Genomic DNA, 20,834 nt, shown 5'->3' on the forward strand with positions numbered 1-20,834 from the left:
GGTCGTCACCCGGTTTTCGGCATCAAAAAAACGCCATACTCATCACCATTCCGGCAATGAGCAGACGTTTTATATTTTGTCCGCAGATTCTACTTTATGATTTTTCGCTCAAAAACATACTCCGTCTCCGATGACAGATTTCCTCTGAAAGTATATCCAAGTCTATCAAACTTTTGTATATCTACAGGATTTTCAATATTATTCTCTGCCATGAATCTAACCATTTCACCGCGGGCCATCTTCGCATAGGTACCTTTTGTAACCAGCTTATCACCTGACAATTCACAGAATGTAATCGTGATGTAGTTATCTTTATCCGATAGATACCTTTCTATGCATTTTGAATATTCTTTGGATGCCAGATTTATGATAGTCCTGCTGTCATCAATTACTGAATGATATAACCGGTCCCCCCAGTAATCATATAGATTTGTTTTTTCTTCAATCTCAGCTTTTGCCTGCATTTCAAGACGATAAGGAGTCACACCATCCATCGGCTTTAAAATGCCATAAAACGCAGACAGGATTCTTAAATGATTTTGCAAATACTCAAACTGCTGGATTTCAAACACAGATGGTGCCATATATTGAAATGCAATCCCTTCATATGCTAAAACAGCCGGAGTAAGTCTACTGTAAAGATCCATTTTTTCCAATCTGTTAAAGTTCTGCTCTGCAATCTTGTCATTACATTTCCAGATAGTTTTCAGTTCCTCTTTTGATTTGCTTTTCATCCAGCTCAATACTTCTGCTGTCTTATCAATAAAGACAGGTAGTTCAACCGGTGCTATGTTATCAGTATCTACAATCATCTTTTTTGCAGGTGACAATATGATCTTCATTATACCAATTCCTTAAGCATATTTTCAGGATCATCTGCCGCCTTGACTTTATCATTGGCTTTGATGATAATCCCTTGTTCATCGATAAGATATGTCGTTCTTACCACACCCATGGAAACCTTTCCATAATTTTTCTTTTCTTTCCATACATCATATGCTTCGATCACCTTGCGCTCTGGATCTGCCAAAAGTGTAAATGCCAATCCATATTTTTCCTCAAATTTCTTATGTGAAGCTACGGAATCCTTACTTACCCCAAGAACAACTGCTCCTTTCTCGGTGAATTGAGGATAACGCTCGGAAAAACCACATGCCTGCTTTGTACAGCCTGCCGTGTTATCCTTTGGGTAAAAATATAAAATTACTTTTTTTCCTGCATAATCACTTAATTTATGCATTTTCCCATTCTGATCCGGCAGTTCAAAATCCGGTGCTTTGATTCCTGACTCTAACATTTACTATTCCTCCGCTTCTGTATTTTCCACCTGTTTTCTTGTTTTTTATTACCTGAAATCATTTTATGTCCCGTATACATAGACATAATCATACATATAAGAGAGCTGCATGCAAAATACTTAATCACTGTAGCGATTGATACAGCATTCACGGGCTTTAACTGCCATATTGAAAATGTAATCTGCCATTTTATCAAATAATACAAAAGAATGTATCACGATAATTCTTCCATTACCTTGACGCATCCTTTCGTGCTAGCATAATTATATCCTTCCTAATGACAGCTGTGACTTTCACATCCATGCTCACCACATGTATGTTCTTCCCCATGGTTGTGCTCATGATGAGAACACTTCACATCCGGATTATAATCAAGTGTATCATTGATAAAAGCTTCTACCGCTTTATCCGCATCTCCTGAAACTCCTCCGAAAAGCTTAATGCCTGCTGCCGCTAACGCGGTCTGAGCACCTCCTCCGATTCCGCCGCAGATCAAAACATCTGCATTTAATGCATTAAGAACTCCTGCCAATGCACCATGTCCGCTTCCATTCGTATCTACTACTTCTGAATGTACCACTTTTCCTTCCTCTACATCGTAGATCTTAAATGTCTCTGTGTGTCCAAAGTGCTGAAAAATCTGTCCATTTTCATATGTTACTGCTATTCTCATGATATCTTCTCCTTTTTCTACTGCATATTTTTGATATATCTCCTGCTTATAACATCCTCCAAGGTTGCAGTTACTGCTCTGACCATCACAGATTCTAAAATCCCCACCTTCTATTCTGAGCGGATGTCCATCAATTAGAGCATCTGCTATTTTCTTCCTGGCAATCTCGTAAATTCGTTGAACTGTTGTTCTTGCGATCTGCATAGATTCTGCACACTGCTCCTGACTATAACCTTTCTTGTCCAAAAGACGAATTGTCTCGTATTCATCTACCGTCAGAACAATGGGTACTTTTTTCTCAGTATCATCTGCCGGAAAGAATTCTAAAACATTCGGGAAATGGCAGACTTTCCTGCATTTTACTGGTCTCGGCATAAACTGCTCCTTTTTCGCTTTTCTTATATATTAGTTCTATAAAAGGCATATGTCAATAACTCTTTTTGACATATGCCTTTTTCAAATCAGCTACTGTTCCTGCAGGGTATCTGAATCGTACTTTCAAAACCATCATCTTTACATATGAAATAAAGTTTTCAACTGACATGTCCAGTCAGTTGTCCCACTTTGGCAAAGAACGATCCGCAGCCCTCATCTAATACCACTTTCCCTGTTCACGATACAAAAACGCATACTTCCCACCAGACTTTATCAGTTCTTCATGCGTTCCCTGCTCGACGATCTTTCCCTTGTCAAACACAAGAATCCGATCGGCAAGTTGGGCCGAGCCAATTCGGTGGGTTACGATAAACGCCGTCTTCCCCTCCGCCATCCTTGCAAACATGCGGTACAAACGGGTTTCCTCCAGCGGGTCGATACTGGCCGTCGGCTCGTCCAGCACAATCATGTCATGCTCCTTATAGAGTCCCCTGGCAATGGCGATCCGTTGCCACTGGCCACCCGAAAGTTCGGCACCACCAAACTCCCGGCCGAGAAGCGTCCCGAATTTCTCCGGATACAGATCGAAGTTCCCGTACTCCACTCCAGCAAGAGACGCAGCCCGTTCCATCTCCTCCGCATCCCGACATTCTAGCTCCTTCAAACAAATATTGTCATCCAGTCGCATCCGGTATTTCTGGAAATTCTGGAAGACTGCAGACTGAGAGACAAAACTGTCCCGTTCCCGCAAAATCCACCCAGAGGAAGGCTCATACAGTCCCAGAACAAGCTTTACGAAGGTAGTTTTTCCAGCTCCGTTTTCACCAACGACCGCAACCGTCTCCCCCTTCCGAATCCGAACCGATATTCTATCGAGAGACGGTCGGTCGGCATTGGGATAGGCAAAAGAAACGTCTTCCACAATGACGGCACAGCTTTCCCTGCCGCTTTCACTTTCCTCTGCAATACAGCAGCCGTCAGAAGCTCCTCTGACCTGGCCATCGTCGGCCGCAAACCCATTCTGCCGGCAAAACTCAAGATAATTCCCTACCGACGCCATGTGTCGTGAAATATTTCCGGCGCTTCTCGCCACGATGTTCTCCATGAACCGGAAAATGGAATCAATGGAAGTGAACACCGCCGCAAACGCCCCAGCCGAGATGTTCCCGGAAAGCAACGACCGCACCAGAAGAAAGAGCACTCCGAGATATCCCAGAAGAGTCAAAACACGCATCAAAAGCTCTGTTCGATACAACCTGGAATCTGTCTCCCATAGCTTCTTATCATACTTTGCAAGCACCGCCCGAAATCGTTCCATGAAAAAGCCGACAGCTCCCAGCGTCCGAGTCTCCTTCCAATACCTCTTATCAATCATGCAGTCCGAATAATGCCGGTACTCCCTCTCGAGAGCTGCCGTCTCATCGGTCAGCCGCCGATACGCCTTTCTTTTTATCACCTGGGCACACACCATAGGACTAAAGATAAACAGCAACGAAAGAACCAGGATCGGATCCAGGCGGTACAAATACACCCCCATGAACGCCACATACGGCAGATTGAACATGGCAATCGAAATCACGGCTCTGAGAAGCTGCACGGTCCCGTTGATTCCTTGCCGGGCTTTCTCAATCGTTTCCAGAGTCGTCTCCTTCTCGAACTCATACAGCGGCAACTGCGCCGTCTGTGTGTGAAACTCTCTTGTCAGCGTGTTCACTGCCCTAGGATTGAAAATATGCTGCCCAATAAAATTGCCAGCTCCATTCAGTACCTGCACATAGACCGCGGCCGCTCCTACCCACAAAGCTCCAGAATAAGCGGCCTGGAGTGAGTTTCTCTCCACAGCGCTCTGTAATCCGTCAAAAAACACCTGTCTTGCCAGTGTTTCTAACGCCCACGCCGTACCGTGTAGAACATTCACGACAAGAAACAGCAGAAACACAACAGGCATGGCTCCGGCGATCTTTAGAAATAAGTGAACTACTGCGGAGACCCCGATAAAACATTCTTTTTGTCTCTTCATCCCTGATACCAGCTCCTTTGACTGTCGTACATCTCCCTGTACAACCTGTTTTCTCTGTACAGCGTCTCATGGCTTCCTGAACCGGAAACTCTCCCGTTCTCGATCACAAAGATAACGTCTGTCTGTCTCGCGCTTGCCAGCCGATGACTGATCGTAACAGAGGTATATTTCTGGTTAATGATACGGAATTTTTCGTACAGCGCACTCTCTGCAGCAGGATCCAACGCCGCCGTCGGTTCATCTAAAATCTTCACAGGGCGGTCGCTCACAAGACACCGGGCGATTGCCACCCGTTGCCACTGCCCGCCGGACAGGTCTTCCGAGTCCCTCACGATCTTCCCCAGTTTCGTCTCCATCCCATGCTTTAAGTCAGACACGATCTCGCCTAACTCCATCATATCGACAACATCTTGAAAACGAACCAGATTGATTTCGTCTCCGCACAGTTTTTCCACATCCCCGATGGCAATATTCTCATAGAGCGAAAGTCCATATCTGGCAAAATCCTGATAGACAATAGCGAAAAAACCTGCGATCCGTCCGGGGCCCCACTCCCGAATATCCGTTCCGTTAATCAGAATTTGTCCCTCATAATCATCATATAGCCCAGCGATCAGCTTCGTAATCGTAGTCTTCCCACACCCGTTTGCGCCGACAAATGAATAGCTTTTCCCGGCTGAAATCTGAAACGAGAGATGGTCAAGCACCTTTCGCTTAGTCCCCGGATAGGCAAAAGTAACATCGCGAAACTCCAGCGAAGAGAACTCCGGCAATTCACAGCTCACGCTCTCCGCCTCCCTAAAATCCATTTTGGTAAAGGTTTCAACATCATGAAAAAACTCGTTATATTTCGCGATCTCGCTGACGCTGTGGAGCAGACTCCAGGACATGAGTTGGACCAGTGAGAATATATTCGAAACCAAAGCCATAAATATACCAATCGTAATCTCTCCTGCCACGACGCCAGGAAGCAGCGCAGTCATCACCACGATCGCGATCAACACCAAGGAGATGCTGCCAAGTTTCGCCTTCGCAAAAGATTTCAGATTCACCCTCGCGTTTACTCCGAGCCATTTCTTATAGGCACTCTCCCACTCACCATTGAAATATCCGGCCCAGCCAAACAAAGTCCTCTCTTCCGCCGCATCCCTTCCGGTCAAAAGCCTGGAAATATACTCATACCGCCGCTTTAGCCCCTGGGTCTCGCTGATTCCGGCATAACTGGCTCGCCCTCCGGCCAAAGACAGCATTACCAAAGGCACCGCACAGGCCGTCACAGCCAGAGCCGCTGCTGGCACATATCGAAACATCACCAGAAATAACCCCAGCGCTTTCCATACCAGCGCCAAAAACGCCAGCAACGCCTGAAACGCATTCAAGATACTCTCATCCGTATCAGTGGAAATCTTCGTGATCAGATCCCAACTCTCCGGATTCTCCACATATCGATATCGAAGATCAGCGACCTTCTCCACCATCTCCGTTCCGAACCTCTCTCGCACATCGATCCGTAGCCGCCCCACCAGAAGATCGAGAAGTTGGTTGGAAATCCAATCGAAGCTCACTAGTAGAGACACCGCAGTCAGCGCTCTCCCAACGTCGGCATACTCCCCGGACCGCAAAAGCCCTATCGCCGCATCAATGAAGGCCCCTGTCGCCAGTGTGAGCAGAGCTGGCGTAAGCCCTTGGAACAAATACAGTAACATCACTGCTACCGAGACACCAGCGCTGCATCGAACGCACAGTCCGACCGCACTCAAAATCGAATACCTCTTACCCCGTTTAATCATAATCACACCCCTTTATATTTTGATTACGAATAAATGTTCCAGAATCGTACACAATATTCATCAATCCATTTTTAGCAGATAACGGCAATAATTGATCCACCTTTTTGTCAAGAGCATACATTTTACAAAATGAATATATAATATCCCTTTTGCGTTCCTCTAAAAATAACTTATTGAGTTCCTCAATATCTTTGGATTTTTTAATCAGCTACTGTTCCTGCAGTGTATGTCCATCCCCATGGAACACGGAAGGTCCAGAATAGTTTGATGGCTTCACGCAAGGATGATGCTCCGGCACCAACTAAATATGTCTGAAATACCATATTCCCAATGGGAATAGCTATTCCATTTAACACCAAATTGCGTTTTCTCTTCTTTTCTTTATCCATTTATTTTTGCCGCCTTAAATCTCAATTTTTATATTAAATCCATTTATCTGCTTATTTTTTTTCACATATTTTATCAATATCTCAAAAGCACTTAATAATAAATCCGCACCCGTTTCTTTCCCGTGATCAGTGTGTCCGTAACAACTGTAAACTCATGATACTCACCTTCCACGACATTATCATAAATACTTGATGACACTTCTACATTCATAGTTTCTTCACCACAATCCAGGTCAGAAGCATTGACTCTTACATAGTACATTGTTGTAGTTTTGCTCGCACCACTATAATGTCTTTTCTTCCAATTGTATCCCCTGTCAACTTTTTTAGCCTTACCTTTCGTTATGACCAGCAGTTCTTTGTATTCTGTTACGGAATCCCGTACCAAAACCTTGCGATAAATAAAAGGCGACAGCAATGCCAACACCACCACCACTATAAGTGCCCACGAAGTGATTTCTGTTCTTTTTGTTCTCTTGGATTTATAAATATCTTTTCTCATTGATTTTCTCCTACTCACTTGAGTCTTTGTTATTCTCTTATCTCCGTCCAGCATTTGCAAATGCAGTGGCAAACTGGATTTTACTTTGTAACTATAACTTTTCCTTCAGAGTCCAGGAGAGGTGTAACACCAGCTCCATATCCGGACTTCCAACAAAGGTAATTAACTCCCGTCTCCTTATCTACAGGAATTTTACGCTTTCTTAATTGGATGTCTAATTACAGTTTTCCATTTTTCTGGGGCAACCTTTCTTGCATCAGACATATAAATCTCGTGGTGCAACCTGTCTTTGTTAATATCATTAACATATCCATTTTGTTCTAAATAAGTATCCATAAGCGCAACAGTTGCTGGCTCATTATCAAAAGAACCTATATGCATAATTTGAACGCATAATTCCTCATCAATCGTAAGATACTCTGCTGACGAACAATCAAGTTTCTTCTTTTTCGTTGCTGTTTCTACCGCCCAGTCAAAATCAGCTTTAGAAATGAAATCAGGCAAACGGATAACAGAAATCCAGCTGAAAGCAGACTTATTTGTATAATCTACACTCTCGACATCATCCTGCCACCAAAAACCTTCCAATGGCGGAACAACATATTCAAAAAATCCTTCAATTTTATAATCAGTCTTGTAACTCATTTTTAATGTGTATGCAACAGCATATAGAACACTGATTGCTTGTTGATATGCTCCGCCTTCTTCATTTGGATTGCCTTTTCCTCTAACTGCAATATAATTTGCCTTAGGTACATTTACAATCTCTGGTTTATTCTTCGGCATATAGAATTCTTTATACTCTTTTTTAAAATCAAAAGCCATAATAACCTCCAAAATTCCGATTTTTCGTTCTCAGCGACTTCCCAATAAATGGGAAGTTATGGCTTTAATTTTCTCCAAATAACCAGCTTTAGGACAATACATACGACCACCACAACAGCCACTATAGCACCATCCCACAGTAACTCTGTGTACCACGGTGCAGACTGCATGACATATAAATTTGGATAAGTTTTAAAGTGCCAGAACTTATAAATTCCGTACCCAATAAAAACTCCTATGAATGAACCAATAACGATGTTTAAAAAACAATTCAATTTTCTCAGCATGGCAGTGCACCCCTTTCCAAATTTCGATTTTAATGTCTCTATTATACCATAATGATACTATTATAAAAAAGGAAAAAGAGCTCCTTCGAGCTCTTTTGATTCAGTTCTGTAAACTTGAAGTTGTCAGCATCCTTCGTTTTTATCTTTTATATCGTCTTTTAACGATTTGATTTCTTCCAGAATGAGTTCAGTACAAACGACTATAATACCTGAAAGAAGAATAATTCCACCATAAATCGGATAAATAAAGGATTCTCGGACTCCACCGCCAATGATGCCAGACAAGAGCTGCCACACACCGCTGAACGGCCAAACAACTAAAGCAAATACCACAATCATCATAATAATAGCTTTTTTCATTGTACTTTGCCTCCTTAAATTGCGATTTCTCAGTTTCAAAAACTTGAAGTTGTTAGTCGCTATCTTGTTTGCGGTTAAATTCAAAAACGACAGGTTCAAATTCAACTAAATGCTTATCTTGGGTGTTAGTTCCTTTAGGGTTCTCTATGCCGGTAACTTCATAGTATTCATCACTGTATTGTATTTTACTACCATCAAAATCTTTTTGAATGGATTTGACATATTCAAACGGATTTTCTATTGGTAACAAACTTAATGCCCGCTGTAGCTGTTGTGCCGCTGTCCTCTGCTCATCGGTCAGTATTTTTTCTTCGTTTGCCATGTGTTCTTCAAATTTATTTTTATCCATCCAAACGATTTGCTCCAATGGGTTAGCAGTACCACAAGCCAAGATTAAACGGATAAAATCTTCAAAATTTGCCGCTAATGGATATACATTTTGGTCTACACAACTTTCTGGATTGCAGGCAAATACCATTTCTCCATATTCCGGCAAAAAGCAATACAGAATACATCCTTCAAATCCGATTGGCTTTGCGTTGACGGGATAGCAAAAATACGGCTCTGCAATATCTCCATATTCTAAACATAAAAGTCCCTTATCTATGGGAAGTGCCATATACTTTTCGTAAATCGTTTCCATTGATGTGCCTCCACAAAATTCCGATTTGGTGTCCTTTTATAACGGTTGCATCATCTCAAGAATGATTCCATCCGGGTCTCTGAAATAAAACGCTCTGCTTTCCCCAAATCCATCTGCCCTGAAATCGAAATACTGCGGTTCAGACAAGCACTCCACATGATTTTCGATAAGAGTTTTGTAGACAGAATCAATGTCATCCGTGTAAAAGCATACTTCTGAGATAGATGTCGTAAACAAGTCTGATTGTTCTTTATGGATTTTGCTGTCTACAAACTGAATCAATTCAACCGGTGGTGCTTCAAGAGCCTTTGAACCATTCAAATATGCAACCCTTGCTTTACAATTTTCCTTACGGAACATTTTATCTGTTTCTTCGCCTTCCATAAAGATTTCGCCCTGAAATTCAAGCCTAAGAATATCTCTGTAGAAAGCAATCGAACGATCCAAATCAGAAACGGTTAATCCAACGTGATAAATTCTTCCAACCATATTTTTCTCCAATAATTTTTTTCATCAAACTGAAATTGTTAATTTGGAACTGGTCCTATAATGCCAAATGCTATTACATCAATAAAAAGCACGAACGCTATCACACAAACAATTAAAATAGTTGCAATGACTTTAATAACAAGTTGTTGATTTTGTCTTAAATTACTCTTACTAACAATCCTTAAGACAAAAATCAAAGCAACGATGATGATAAAAGAAATAATATTATAAAGAACCACTGTTTTCATCTATGTGTCCTCCTTTTTTATATCAATTAGAATTTATACACCAAATCCATTTGTTAGTCCGATAAAAACTAAAATCATTCCTGCTATTCGTATTCCTTTTTTCGCTTTTTCTTCTTCTAAATGAATTGCATTTTGGGGATATACTGGGTTAATGAAAAAAGCAAGACCCGTAAAAGCCCACGCAAGATTATAGTATATATCCTTATTGAACCATAAAGAACTTATAAATCCCGCAATGACTAAAATCAGAGTAACAATTATTTGCAGTCGAAAATTTATTTTCATTTCTATTCCCTCCATAACTTCCGATTTCTCAGTTTCAAAAACTGAAAATTATTTAATTCTCTGTGTACCTAATTGTAATTGTTCAACTGCTATTTTTGCTTTATTGTCATCTTCCTTTTGAAGATTTTCTATTTCCGAGCTCCGAATAGTCAAAATGATTTCGTCCCCCACCTGTAAATCATCAAGTGTTATACCTACAACATCTTGTGTATCATAATTACAATAGATCATAGGAATTTGGGAACAATCAATAAGACAATCATCTCCTAAAACACCTTCTTCTCCGCTATCTTTTGTGGTTATGATTTTATTTTCTTTATCAATTTCTGTTATTATCGCATTGACACCTAAAGTAAGTGGTTCGTTTGTTTGTTGTCCAGAACACGCAACTAAAGTAAACACACAAATAAATATACATAATGCCATTATCATTTTTTTCATCACAAGTTCCTCCAAATTCCGATTTTTGTTCTATTTACTCCCCGATAAATATGAATTTAGCGTTCACTCATATATTGTTTTATTTCATCAGGCGTCAATTTTCGTACTTCTGTGTGTGGATATTCTTTATACTTTCCAGCACTAAACACAGGCATCATTTGCCTGCATTTCTTGTCTTTATTCTTTTTCAAAAATAGATTTAACTCATCATTCCCTGGAAATATTTTATAAGATAATCTTCCTTTATTGTTCTCTATCTCATAAATACCACACGCACTTTTCGTTGTATAGTCCGCTGTTCGCAAATATAGTTTTGCAATTTCCAATGACTTAAAAGGAAAATTCCATCGTTGCAATCCTCTATTTGGGTCATGCTCGATACAAATGCACCGTCCACAAGTTCCACAAATATATTGAGTGTGGTTTTCCAAACAGTCCAGCGGATTTAGTAAAGGCGTTATTCTATTTTCATCAGAGTAACATTCCTCACACACTTTTCTTTTCACTCCTTATAAAATTCCGATTTGTTAAACTATCTATACAATACCATAGCTCTTTAGCTAATACAATAATTGCATCGCTCCCGCTTATTCTCATCAATTCTGCAACTAATGTATCTTGATCATATGCATATTGTCAGGCTGTCTGTTCTCTTTTCTTTGCATGATACGCTTCACGTCTCATAGCCAGTGTTTTTTCATATCTCTCTTTTGCAATAGGGTCTCCATTCAATGCATCTTCACGCATTTTTCTGTAGCTCTTCACTGTGGCTCTAACCTGATACTGTTTACGCTCTGCAAGCTGATGACTCTGTGCTTTCTGATCTCCGGCTTCTGCCCTGGCTCTCAAGGCTTCCATCTGCTCCTTTCTCCTTGCGGTATGCCGTCTGTTATATTCTGTATTTCTTTCTTCCAAATATTTCGCATATTCAGGGTCATTTTCTGCTCTCTGTTTACGCTTTTCTGCTGATTTCCTTGAACGCTCCCTTGCAATGGCTCTACGCTCCTCAAGCTCTCTGATGGCTTCCTGATTACCTTTTTCTGCCTGCTCCTTTCATTCTGCCAAAGCAATCTTTTTCTTCTTTGTAGCACGCTCCTGACGTTTCTTTTCCCTTTCCAATGCCAAGCGTTCTTTCTCTTCCATCTTCGCCCGATATTCAGGGTCAGACATTCTCAATTCTCGCATTTTTTCAGCTCTCTTACGGTTGTTCTGTCTGCCTTTTTCAAGGATTGCTTTATATTCTGCCATAGCTTCAGAATCTCCAGCTTCTGCTTTTGCCTTGGTCTCTGCACGCTTATGATTTCTTTTCTGCGTAGATTTCTTAGAAGATTTTCTCTTTCTTTCAGCAATCTCTTCCGCTCTGCGTGCTTCCTCTGACTGCAAGGCTTCCACTTCATCCTCACTGAGTGGAAGAACAAAATTTCCAATGAAATTGAAATAAATATCCACTTGCTGAGTACGGTCTTTTGTTCTGCCACCCTCAGCTTCATAAATTACAACCTTTTCAATAAAATCATTAAGCATAGGTGTTGTCAGTTCCTCAAAATCTCGGTATTTCTTAACCAGTCGCACAAATTTATCAATCTGCACTGCCTTAGTGGATATACGTTCTGTAGCAGTTTCAAGTTCTGAATTTCTCTGCTCTAGGTTGCTTTGTTCGGTGTCATATTCCGTCATAAGGCGGTTAAACTGTCTCTCCGGCAATCGCCCCAGTGTGAAATTCTCATACAGACCTTTTATCAGATTATCCAAATCCATCATACGACGTTTTGCTTCTAACGATGGCTTCTTGATCTGCTTTGCTGAATAATCCTGTAAAATTCTTGTAACCGCGTCTGTATCTTTTGCCTTAAAGAAAACCGTATAGACCGGAGGACTTTTCTCTCTGTCTCTGACAACTGCAAAATCCACTCCATATTTCTTTGCGAATGAGAAAGAGCAATGCACTGCCAGATTTTCAGAAATAGTGTAGAACCAGTCTTTTTCGTAACATTTTAGTCAGATATTACTGAATTTAAAATACGCAAAATAAAAATAATAATAATTACTGTTATTGACAAAATAGAAAGTATCATGTATAATACAGACATACATAAAAAAGCAACAAAATACTGAAAAATTCAGTAGAAATCTATTAACAAAATGAATCAACAATGAAACGGAGAAAATAACTATGAAAAAATATGAATGTGAACCATGTGGCTATATTTATGATCCGGCAGTAGGCGATCCAGACGGAGGTATCGCTCCAGGAACTGCATTTGAGGATATTCCAGATGACTGGGTATGCCCGATCTGTGGATTAGGAAAAGATGTTTTTGTTCCTGTAGAAGACTAAGCAGAAAATGCGAGACTATGAGAAAATCTCTGTAAATTAGATTCTTCTATGATAATGAAGGGTGAGAAGCTTACAAATCAGGCTTTTCACCCTTGTTTTATATATAACAGTTACTGCTAGGCATGTCAAGAGCAGGCGGATGGCCGCCTGTCTTAGATTATGTTTTTACTTAATATTCAATCACTATATCAGAAAAGAATATAGGCTCTGCTTCCTTATAATTGTCTTTCAAAAATTCATATAACCTAAACCTCATTCCTTTCTCCTAAATATTTATAACCTATATGGTTATTTTTGTTAATTATATTCTATATCCTGTTTTCACGATCTGGCAATGTAATTTTAGCACTATGGTTAGTATATCCAAAGCAGAATAAAACCTAAAAAAAGATCTGTCACCCTTAGGATTCTTCCCAAAGCCAACAGATCTTACATTTTCCCTTACATCTTTATACTCTTTGCCAGACTCGTCAGCAAAGCTGCCATCTCCGGATTACCCTTTTTTCTTTCTAACCCACGTTATTTCGCAGCCATGGTTACCACTGTTTCCTTTTTTTTCGACATAAGCCAATAAAACATAGAACAAAATATTAATGCAAATACAACGCCAAAAACATTCTGAATCACTCTAAGACCAACTGCTCCTTTTAGTCCATAACTCTCTGTAGCAATGGCCAAAGCACCAAATGTGTTAAATACTGCCTGCCAGCCATATTTTGCAGAAAGTCCTACACCAATTCCGCCAAGGATTCCTATGTATGTATAGATGGATGACGGAAGCAGAAAATATAGTACTGTAAAGCATATTACACCTGCAATATTTCCGACAATCCTTTTGCGGACTCTGTATTGCATGTCCTCCATAAATGGTAAGATTGCTGACATTGCCGCAATTCCAGCCCACATTGCCCGTGGCATATTGCAGAGTTCCGCAATGCAGAGTACTGCCGGTACGCATATGATCTGACATAACTGCCACTTTGTTCTGGAAGAAGATATATCAAATTCCTGTACCAAATCATTCAAATTTCTTTTATACGTTCTGTTTTTATGATTTCGATAAAATACGAAGCAGGTAAGTGCTGCACCTAATGCCATTCCGGTCAATCGCATCTGATAACTTTTTCCTGTTACATCATATCCATACAATAACAGATAACCAAGAACCAATGTGGATTGGTTAAACATGAATGGGTTATGACATCCGAACAGAATCAGCACTGCCAGTGCAGCAATGTTTAACAGCATTCCAAGTACCGGTGAAAGCTGGTTTGCTAAATGCGGACATACAGTCATAATTACAAAGAACAAAGCCAAAAGCATCGTAGATTGTCCGGTGTGGATCCCCAGATCCGCATTCCGAAATACCATAAGGCATAATAAAACTACTACACCCACAATACTATTCTCATTTCCAAATAAGATACTGAAAATAGTAACAAATAAAAAACAAAATGCCATTGTAACAGCTATCTTTACCAAATATACCAGTATGTGATATGATTTTTCTTTCACTGTTTCACTCTTTTTCAACAGATTTTTAGAACCTGCCTGATTTAACTGCAATTCCTGATAAAATGTCATGTAATTCCTCCTCTATCTGTTTTTCTTAAACTTATATGGCCTCATCTTTCTGTATTGGAAGCTCTACAACAAATCTGCATCCACCATATTCCCGGTTTTCTGCCTTGATTGTCCCGCCAGCACTATCTACGATCCGTTTCACAAGTGCAAGGCCGAGACCATTTCCTTCTGCTTTGTGAGAACCGTCTGCCTGATAAAATTTATCAAATATTCTGTTTTTCACATCATCCTCTATTCCCGGTCCTTCATCTTCCAGAATAAACATTACAGAATCCTTTTCCTGCTTCAGAAACATCATAATTGTCCCCTTTGCAGGACTGAACTTAATCGCATTATCTAAAAGATTCATCCATATATGCATAAAAAGTCCTTCATTCCCAGTATATTTAACTTCCTCCAGCTCTACCTGGAAACCAATTTCTTTTTCTGTCCATTTTGTCTCCAGGGAAAGAAATGCCTGACGGATCTGTTCATCCAAACGATATTCTGTTTTTTTCATGGGTATGTTCTGATTCTCTAACTTGGATAACAGCAAAATATTTCCAACCAATCCGGAAAGCCTTTGGGTATTAAACAGGATTTTTTCTACATATTCCTCTTGCTCCTGAGACAGTTCTTCTCCCTGAAGAAGCATTGTATACCCTTCAATGGCATTGATTGGGGTCTTAAACTCATGAGAAACATTGGAGACAAAATCCATCTGCAGTACTTCTGTTGCACGAAGCTCTTTTGTCATCACATTAAAACTCTGGTAAGATTCTCCAACTTCTGCGATACGGCTGTTCGTTTCCAAGTGCTGTTCAAAATCTCCCTGCGAAACTTCCTTCATTGCTTTACTGAGTCTGGTAATTGGTTCCAGCAACCTTGCATTGATAAAGGAAGTAATCAGCCCTGCAATCAATGTATTAAAAATCAAAAGCCAGCCAAGCACAGGTATGCTACCAGGCAGATTAAAAAAATGATTCAAAAAAGCAAATAATAACGCAGATATGACTGTTGAAAATACAAGTGCCAGCCAGATTGCACCAGTCAGACAGGATCGGATCCGCAATCCTTTTTCTTTCTTTTGTTCCATTATTTTTTCACCACCTTGTATCCAATTCCACGCATTGTTACGATTTCAAAATCAGGGTTATCTTTCAAACGCTCCCTGATTCTTCCTATATGTACCTCTATCGTATGTGGGTCTGCCTCCGTCTCGTATCCCCATACTTCATCCATCAACTGTTGTTTTGTAAATGTTCTGCCTGGCGAAGCTGCAAGCTTATATAAAAGCAGGAATTCTTTTTTAGGCAAAACAAGACTTTCCTTATCAGTTGTAACCGTCATTGCATCATAATCAAACTCTGTTGAACCGATCACAATTTTGTGTTCATTCAGTATCTGTGCACGGCGAAGCAGTGCTCCGACTCTTAAAACCATTTCATTCACATTTACCGGTTTTACCATATAATCGTCACTTCCCGAAAGAAATCCCTGGCGCATATCATCAAAGGAACCTTTCGCAGTGATCATAAGTACCGGTATCTGATATCCTGCTGAACGGAGTTCCGACACCAGTTCATAACCATCCATAACCGGCATCATAATATCGGAAATGATCAGATCAATATACTCTTTATCCAATATTTCTAATGCCAGTGCTCCATCTGATGCACTTTTGACCTGATATCCATTCTTCTCAAGCACTTTTTGGAATAGCTGGCTTAATTCTTTATCATCTTCTACAATTAATATTTGAAACACGATCTTCTTCCTCCTTTATCAGAACAGATATCTTGCCCATCCAAGCAGATGCTGTACCAAAAGTACGTTTCTCTGACGCTTCTTTGTCAATTCAATTGGCTCTACATGATACGGATCACGATAGGTTCCATCTTCCAATACCTGTCGGGACACTCTTTCATATTCCATCATGCCTTCTTCCAACTGTTTATTAATCTCTTTGCTACGTATTACAAGCATCAGTTCCGTATCCAGATACGTGCTTCTCATATCCATGTTAAAGGAACCGATTACGGATAGATCATCATCAATCAGGATGCTTTTTCCGTGGTAAGAATAGCCGCCTTCATACTCCCAGATATCAATTCCTGTATTTAAAATTCTGTTTCTGTTTCTCGCATAATCAGCAGAACCAAACGGATTTCCATTGTTGGCAACCGAATTGGTCATGATAGAAAAATCCGGAACTCTCTCCGCAATCTCTTTCCATGTATTATACATCATATCATTGCAGATAATATATGGTGTATGAATTTTCACGCGCTCTTTTGCATTTTTCATTAGTTCTCCCAGTTGATACCAGACTACTGGTTCCTTGGGACCTGTGTGGATAGGATTTGACACTAATGCAATCTTTTCTGTCTCAAAAGTTTCGTCCGTGTAATCGGTATCGCAGATTCTTTCCTTATTCTCTTCAAAATATTTCTGATAGCCGTTCTGCAGCTCTAAAACTGCGTTCTTTACAGATTTTCTATTTGCCAGTTTTTTATTGTCATGAAAATAACCACTGTCTTCTTGTTCCCATATCGTTTCAAAATACTCTAACAACTGGTTAACTGAATTTTCTTTCTCAGGTTCATCGCAAACCACTAACACATCTCTGTCATAGTTCTTATGTCCCAGAAAATCACCCAGGAAATAATTGTATGTATTTCTTCCACCAAGAATATATGTCTTACCATCTGCAATCAAATATTTATCATGCATTCTCCCCATCATCTTCCATGGTTTCAACGGATTGGCCTTATTATACAGTTTAATTTCAACATTCTCATGGGAAGATAATCCATAGAAATACGGATTGCCTTCCATATCAACCCAGCTCTCCATTCCATCTACTAACAGACGAACATGCACACCTCTGTCTGCCGCATCATGCAGTGCTCCTAAGATCAATTTTCCACTTTCATCTGATTGAAATGCAAAAGTAGAAAGAATAATGTCTTCTTTTGCATTTCGGATCAAACGCACTCTTTGTAAAAGTGCTTCTGGATTTTTTTCTATGATCACTGCTCGTTCCATATTCTCGCTGCGTTCGTTCCACGAATCATTTTGTGTTTCTTTTTTGATGGTATTAGACACTTCCGGCTGTTTTTTATATGCAATACAGATTCCAAATAATTCATAAAAAGCCACACATAAAAAAATTGACAGTATAACAAAAACAATTTTACATATCTTACGTTTTCCCATCGCACATCACCTGACTTTTTTTCATCCTATGTCTATACAATACAAAGTCAACCTCAATTTTACCTCAACAGAATTAATTTTATCCATGTAAATTTCCTGTACCGGCAATCAGACATAACAAAAACGACCTCTCAAAATCAACTATTTTTTGAAAGGTCGTTTCACTAAATTCTTATAACAATCCAGCAAATAATCTCATAAATAATTGTCCCAGTCGCAAATATGCACTGCGCCCAGTACAATATTGATCTGTTACATCACGACATTCTCCCATCGTTCTTATCAGATCATTTTTAATTTCCACAACTGCCTGACAATCTGCCATAAAACAGCCGTTTTCAAAATGATGATATAAGCTTCTATAATCCAGATTGATTGTTCCACAAGTTGCCATACAGTCATCCACTATACTCATTTTCGCATGGCAAAATCCTGGTGTCCATTCATAAACTCGCACTCCATGTTTAACCAATCCATGATAAAAAGAGCGAGTTATATTATAAATGAATTTTTTATCAGGAATTCCTGGTGTGATAATTCTTACGTCTACCCCTCGCTTAGCAGCCAGACATAACGCATGTGTCATTTCGTCTGTTATAATTAGATATGGTGTCATAAACCAACAGTAATTTTCGGCCTTATTTATCATACTGATATAAACTTCTTCTCCGACCTGCTCATTATCCATAGGACTGTCTGCATAAGGCTGAACAAAACATGTTTGCTGTGCTTTATAATCGTAATGAATAATGTATTTACTAAAATCAGTATCATTCGTAGCTTTTTCACTAACAGCATTCCACATTTCTAAAAATGTCACTGTAAGTGACTGAACAGCATCTCCTTCTAAACGGATACCGGTATCTTTCCACTGCCCATACGGATGCGTATAATTAAAGTATTCATTTGCAAGATTATATCCACCTGTAAATCCAACTTTTCCATCAATTACTGTTATTTTTCTGTGATCACGATTGTTCAAAAATAGATTTAAGCCTGGCACAAATGGATTGAATACACGACAATGAATTCCTATACTCTCCATCTTTTTTACAAAATCTGTGTTAATAAAACCTATAGACCCCATATCATCATAGAATACCCTGACTTCCACACCGGCTTTTACTCTCTCTTCCAGAACATCTTGAATCTTATGCCAAGCTTCAGCATCTTCTATCGCATGATATTCCATGAAGATAAACTTTTGTGCTTTCGCAAGTTCTTCAAGCTGTGCCTCTAATCCCTTCACTGCTTCATCAAAATACTTGATATCCGTATTCTGATAGATTGGATACCGCGAATTTCTTTGTATGTAACTTGCAATATTTCCTGCTTTCGGAATCTTTTCTTTTATTCTGCTTAAACACTCCTGATTGTCTGGAAGCATTGGTAACAATTTGCTATCAATTTCTGCATATCGCTCACGCATTTTATGCGTGCCACCATTCAAGCCAATCAATAAATACAGGCCTACACCCATAATTGGGAAAATCAGAATTAAAATGACCCAAGGCATTTTCATAGAAGATGTCTTATCTGACGCATACAATCTCAAAACTAAGATTCCACTTAAAATTCTGGTAAATAAATTTATGATTTCTGCATATTCATTCAAGCGTGTTACGATAGTAATAATAAAAATCACTTCCAAAAGAATGCAGATTATGGAAAAGCACAATCGTTTTATTCCATTTTTTGTTTTTGCTTTTCCTTCTAAGGTATCTTGCTTCATATGTATTCCACCTCTTCTTTCTACGTCAGCTCTATATTCAAAATACTATTTATTTTGATAATTGATTCGTTCCCCTTCTATTGTTTTGTTTCAAATTCACATATAATCATACTTTCAAGGACTACATTATTTTCTGGGTATATTCCAGCATTTTTAATATAAAATTGACCTAACACTACATACAAAAGGTATTTACCTTAATTATAACTTTAAATATATCTTATGTACATTATTTTCCATCAAAAAAAGTCCACCCACATCTGGATTTCTCCTAATTCCAGTAGACTCTGTTCTATTTCCATTATTATATTTTTATTCAGCTTTCAAGCTCTTCGCCAGACTCGTCAGCAACGCCGCCATCTCCGGGTTTCCCAGGCTATATAATTTTTGGAGCAACCTCCCTCTTTTTCCAGGCACCTGCTAATTGCCATGGTGGATTCTGTACACGATATCACATCCCTTAAAGATATATTCTCTGGCTGTTTTGCAATCTGATATCCACCCTTTATCCCTTCACAGGCTTTTATGATTCCTGCTTGTTTTAATTTTTTTGTTATTTTTGGAATATAACTGGATGGAACACTTAGTTCCTGAGATAATTCTGATGTAGAGATCATCCATCCCCAATACGGGGCAAATAGACGCTCTATGTATATAACGATATTCAATTTTATCTGCTATAACAGCATGGTACTCAAAACATCCGCCTTTTTTGATTAGCTGGATTTTTGGCACGATTTTGGGGCTGATTAGCAGGAAGGGCATTTTCATTAGCAAGAACAGCCCGTTTTCTGCTAAAAATTAGCTGGCGATTTTGTCTTATAACAACCGTTCGATTCTGGAGTGCTTGTCAAAAATCAAATTTTGGAGTAGAATTTTATCTCATACAGTGAAAGAGCTTTTTCGTGCCTTTTCATATAAGAAAAGCCGAAAACCCTTGAAAACAAAGGCTTTCGGCGTTGTTCACTGGCGTCCATAAGAGGATTTGAACCTCCGACCCCACGCTTAGGAGCACAGGTTGGCGATATAAACCGCTGTCAAGCTGTGTTCATATAAGTCAAGGAAAGCCTTGATTTTACTAACCATTTTGTCAATCCCAGTCAAAATAAGAAAACCTGTGTTAACCCCTGCCAAGCCCATTTTGGGTGCTCGTCGGGTGCTCGGAGCACCCTGAGGCGATAACTATTGAGTTCCATCGAGTTCACAACTCTGGCTACCATTTCCATCTGCTACCGTAACAATGATAACTCTGTTTTCTTATTAGATTACTTATATTATACTGTGGACGGAGCCGGATGTCGATGCTTTTTTGACTACATCCTCTTATTTTTGTGTTTAACTCGATTCTAATTCATTT

General features: G+C 39.6%; 26 protein-coding genes. 1 reads left to right on the forward strand and 25 read right to left on the reverse strand.

The features are described 5' to 3' along the window. Positions 1-89 precede the first annotated feature (89 nt). The 19 genes from yaaA to ACI3EW_RS16535 all read right to left on the reverse strand — a co-directional run bounded on the left by yaaA (position 90) and on the right by ACI3EW_RS16535 (position 12,572). On the reverse strand, positions 90-842 hold the full coding sequence (yaaA, locus tag ACI3EW_RS16445) for a peroxide stress protein YaaA (protein WP_118736265.1): 753 nt from the start codon (positions 840-842) through the stop codon (positions 90-92). Then, entirely contained in the window at positions 842-1,297 is a 456-nt protein-coding gene (gene bcp, locus ACI3EW_RS16450; protein WP_118531187.1) for a thioredoxin-dependent thiol peroxidase, read from the reverse strand. The genes yaaA and bcp overlap by 1 nt, the downstream gene beginning before the upstream one ends. Beyond that, positions 1,291-1,449: a DUF6219 family protein gene (locus ACI3EW_RS16455; protein ID WP_483879993.1), complete on the reverse strand. Its 159-nt coding sequence runs from the start codon at positions 1,447-1,449 to the stop codon at positions 1,291-1,293. Before ACI3EW_RS16455 ends, bcp begins: the two co-directional genes overlap by 7 nt. A 123-nt stretch (positions 1,450-1,572) precedes the next feature. Then, the gene (locus ACI3EW_RS16460) at positions 1,573-2,346 is read right to left on the reverse strand and encodes a DUF134 domain-containing protein (protein ID WP_405578576.1); all 774 of its coding nucleotides are present in this window, start codon (positions 2,344-2,346) and stop codon (positions 1,573-1,575) included. 217 nt (positions 2,347-2,563) lie between these two features. Next, on the reverse strand, positions 2,564-4,366 hold the full coding sequence (locus tag ACI3EW_RS16465) for an ABC transporter ATP-binding protein (protein ID WP_405578579.1): 1,803 nt from the start codon (positions 4,364-4,366) through the stop codon (positions 2,564-2,566). After that, positions 4,363-6,156 carry an ABC transporter ATP-binding protein gene (locus ACI3EW_RS16470; protein WP_405578582.1) on the reverse strand — a complete coding sequence of 598 codons (1,794 nt, stop codon included), beginning with the start codon at positions 6,154-6,156 and terminating at the stop codon, positions 4,363-4,365. The genes ACI3EW_RS16465 and ACI3EW_RS16470 overlap by 4 nt, the downstream gene beginning before the upstream one ends. A 200-nt stretch (positions 6,157-6,356) precedes the next feature. Next, on the reverse strand, positions 6,357-6,545 hold the full coding sequence (locus ACI3EW_RS16475) for a hypothetical protein (protein WP_346011190.1): 189 nt from the start codon (positions 6,543-6,545) through the stop codon (positions 6,357-6,359). 91 nt (positions 6,546-6,636) lie between these two features. After that, complete coding sequence (locus tag ACI3EW_RS16480; RefSeq protein WP_215701972.1) at positions 6,637-7,047, reverse strand: hypothetical protein; 411 nt, start codon at positions 7,045-7,047, stop codon at positions 6,637-6,639. An 80-nt stretch (positions 7,048-7,127) separates the two neighbouring features. Next, entirely contained in the window at positions 7,128-7,259 is a 132-nt protein-coding gene (locus tag ACI3EW_RS16485; RefSeq protein WP_329751989.1) for a DUF6440 family protein, read from the reverse strand. Then, positions 7,240-7,872 carry a GyrI-like domain-containing protein gene (locus tag ACI3EW_RS16490; protein ID WP_329751904.1) on the reverse strand — a complete coding sequence of 211 codons (633 nt, stop codon included), beginning with the start codon at positions 7,870-7,872 and terminating at the stop codon, positions 7,240-7,242. Before ACI3EW_RS16490 ends, ACI3EW_RS16485 begins: the two co-directional genes overlap by 20 nt. A 410-nt stretch (positions 7,873-8,282) precedes the next feature. After that, complete coding sequence (locus ACI3EW_RS16495; RefSeq protein WP_291222436.1) at positions 8,283-8,519, reverse strand: hypothetical protein; 237 nt, start codon at positions 8,517-8,519, stop codon at positions 8,283-8,285. A gap of 52 nt (positions 8,520-8,571) precedes the next feature. After that, positions 8,572-9,162, reverse strand: coding sequence for a hypothetical protein (locus tag ACI3EW_RS16500; protein ID WP_020989788.1), 591 nt, complete (start codon positions 9,160-9,162; stop codon positions 8,572-8,574). Positions 9,163-9,198: 36 nt separating this feature from the next. Then, positions 9,199-9,651 (reverse strand): VOC family protein, encoded by a 453-nt coding sequence (locus ACI3EW_RS16505; protein WP_154260674.1) that lies wholly within the window; start codon positions 9,649-9,651, stop codon positions 9,199-9,201. A 38-nt stretch (positions 9,652-9,689) separates the two neighbouring features. Continuing rightward, complete coding sequence (locus ACI3EW_RS16510) at positions 9,690-9,899, reverse strand: hypothetical protein (RefSeq protein WP_329751903.1); 210 nt, start codon at positions 9,897-9,899, stop codon at positions 9,690-9,692. A gap of 33 nt (positions 9,900-9,932) precedes the next feature. Further along, entirely contained in the window at positions 9,933-10,184 is a 252-nt protein-coding gene (locus tag ACI3EW_RS16515) for a hypothetical protein (protein ID WP_329751902.1), read from the reverse strand. A 48-nt stretch (positions 10,185-10,232) separates the two neighbouring features. Then, the gene (locus tag ACI3EW_RS16520; RefSeq protein WP_271631310.1) at positions 10,233-10,625 is read right to left on the reverse strand and encodes a hypothetical protein; all 393 of its coding nucleotides are present in this window, start codon (positions 10,623-10,625) and stop codon (positions 10,233-10,235) included. A gap of 56 nt (positions 10,626-10,681) precedes the next feature. After that, entirely contained in the window at positions 10,682-11,131 is a 450-nt protein-coding gene (locus tag ACI3EW_RS16525) for a hypothetical protein (RefSeq protein ID WP_330363074.1), read from the reverse strand. A 130-nt stretch (positions 11,132-11,261) separates the two neighbouring features. After that, positions 11,262-11,483, reverse strand: a complete 222-nt coding sequence (locus tag ACI3EW_RS16530) for a hypothetical protein (protein ID WP_405578592.1) — start codon at positions 11,481-11,483, stop codon at positions 11,262-11,264. A 195-nt stretch (positions 11,484-11,678) separates the two neighbouring features. Next, positions 11,679-12,572, reverse strand: coding sequence for a DUF4368 domain-containing protein (locus tag ACI3EW_RS16535; protein WP_405578595.1), 894 nt, complete (start codon positions 12,570-12,572; stop codon positions 11,679-11,681). Positions 12,573-12,798: 226 nt separating this feature from the next. Here ACI3EW_RS16535 and rd point away from each other — a divergent pair, with 226 nt between their 5' ends. Further along, on the forward strand, positions 12,799-12,963 hold the full coding sequence (gene rd / locus ACI3EW_RS16540; RefSeq protein ID WP_005608410.1) for a rubredoxin: 165 nt from the start codon (positions 12,799-12,801) through the stop codon (positions 12,961-12,963). A gap of 519 nt (positions 12,964-13,482) precedes the next feature. On the opposite strand, the gene ACI3EW_RS16545 is transcribed toward rd, so the two are convergent. From ACI3EW_RS16545 to ACI3EW_RS16570, 6 genes are all read right to left on the reverse strand, one after another. Beyond that, complete coding sequence (locus tag ACI3EW_RS16545) at positions 13,483-14,547, reverse strand: FUSC family protein (RefSeq protein WP_405578600.1); 1,065 nt, start codon at positions 14,545-14,547, stop codon at positions 13,483-13,485. A 31-nt stretch (positions 14,548-14,578) separates the two neighbouring features. After that, positions 14,579-15,622 (reverse strand): HAMP domain-containing sensor histidine kinase, encoded by a 1,044-nt coding sequence (locus tag ACI3EW_RS16550; RefSeq protein WP_405578603.1) that lies wholly within the window; start codon positions 15,620-15,622, stop codon positions 14,579-14,581. Next, positions 15,622-16,293 (reverse strand): response regulator transcription factor, encoded by a 672-nt coding sequence (locus ACI3EW_RS16555; protein WP_117504378.1) that lies wholly within the window; start codon positions 16,291-16,293, stop codon positions 15,622-15,624. Before ACI3EW_RS16555 ends, ACI3EW_RS16550 begins: the two co-directional genes overlap by 1 nt. Positions 16,294-16,311: 18 nt before the next feature. Further along, positions 16,312-17,745, reverse strand: a complete 1,434-nt coding sequence (locus ACI3EW_RS16560) for a phospholipase D family protein (RefSeq protein WP_117515923.1) — start codon at positions 17,743-17,745, stop codon at positions 16,312-16,314. A gap of 172 nt (positions 17,746-17,917) precedes the next feature. After that, positions 17,918-19,477, reverse strand: coding sequence for a cardiolipin synthase (cls, locus tag ACI3EW_RS16565; protein ID WP_405578608.1), 1,560 nt, complete (start codon positions 19,475-19,477; stop codon positions 17,918-17,920). Positions 19,478-19,821: 344 nt separating this feature from the next. Next, positions 19,822-20,145: an RrF2 family transcriptional regulator gene (locus ACI3EW_RS16570; protein WP_243022391.1), complete on the reverse strand. Its 324-nt coding sequence runs from the start codon at positions 20,143-20,145 to the stop codon at positions 19,822-19,824. Between the last annotated feature and the right edge of the window lie 689 nt (positions 20,146-20,834).

The organism is Pilosibacter rotomagensis (assembly GCF_045062245.2).
Taxonomy (GTDB): Bacteria; Bacillota; Clostridia; order Lachnospirales; family Lachnospiraceae; genus Pilosibacter.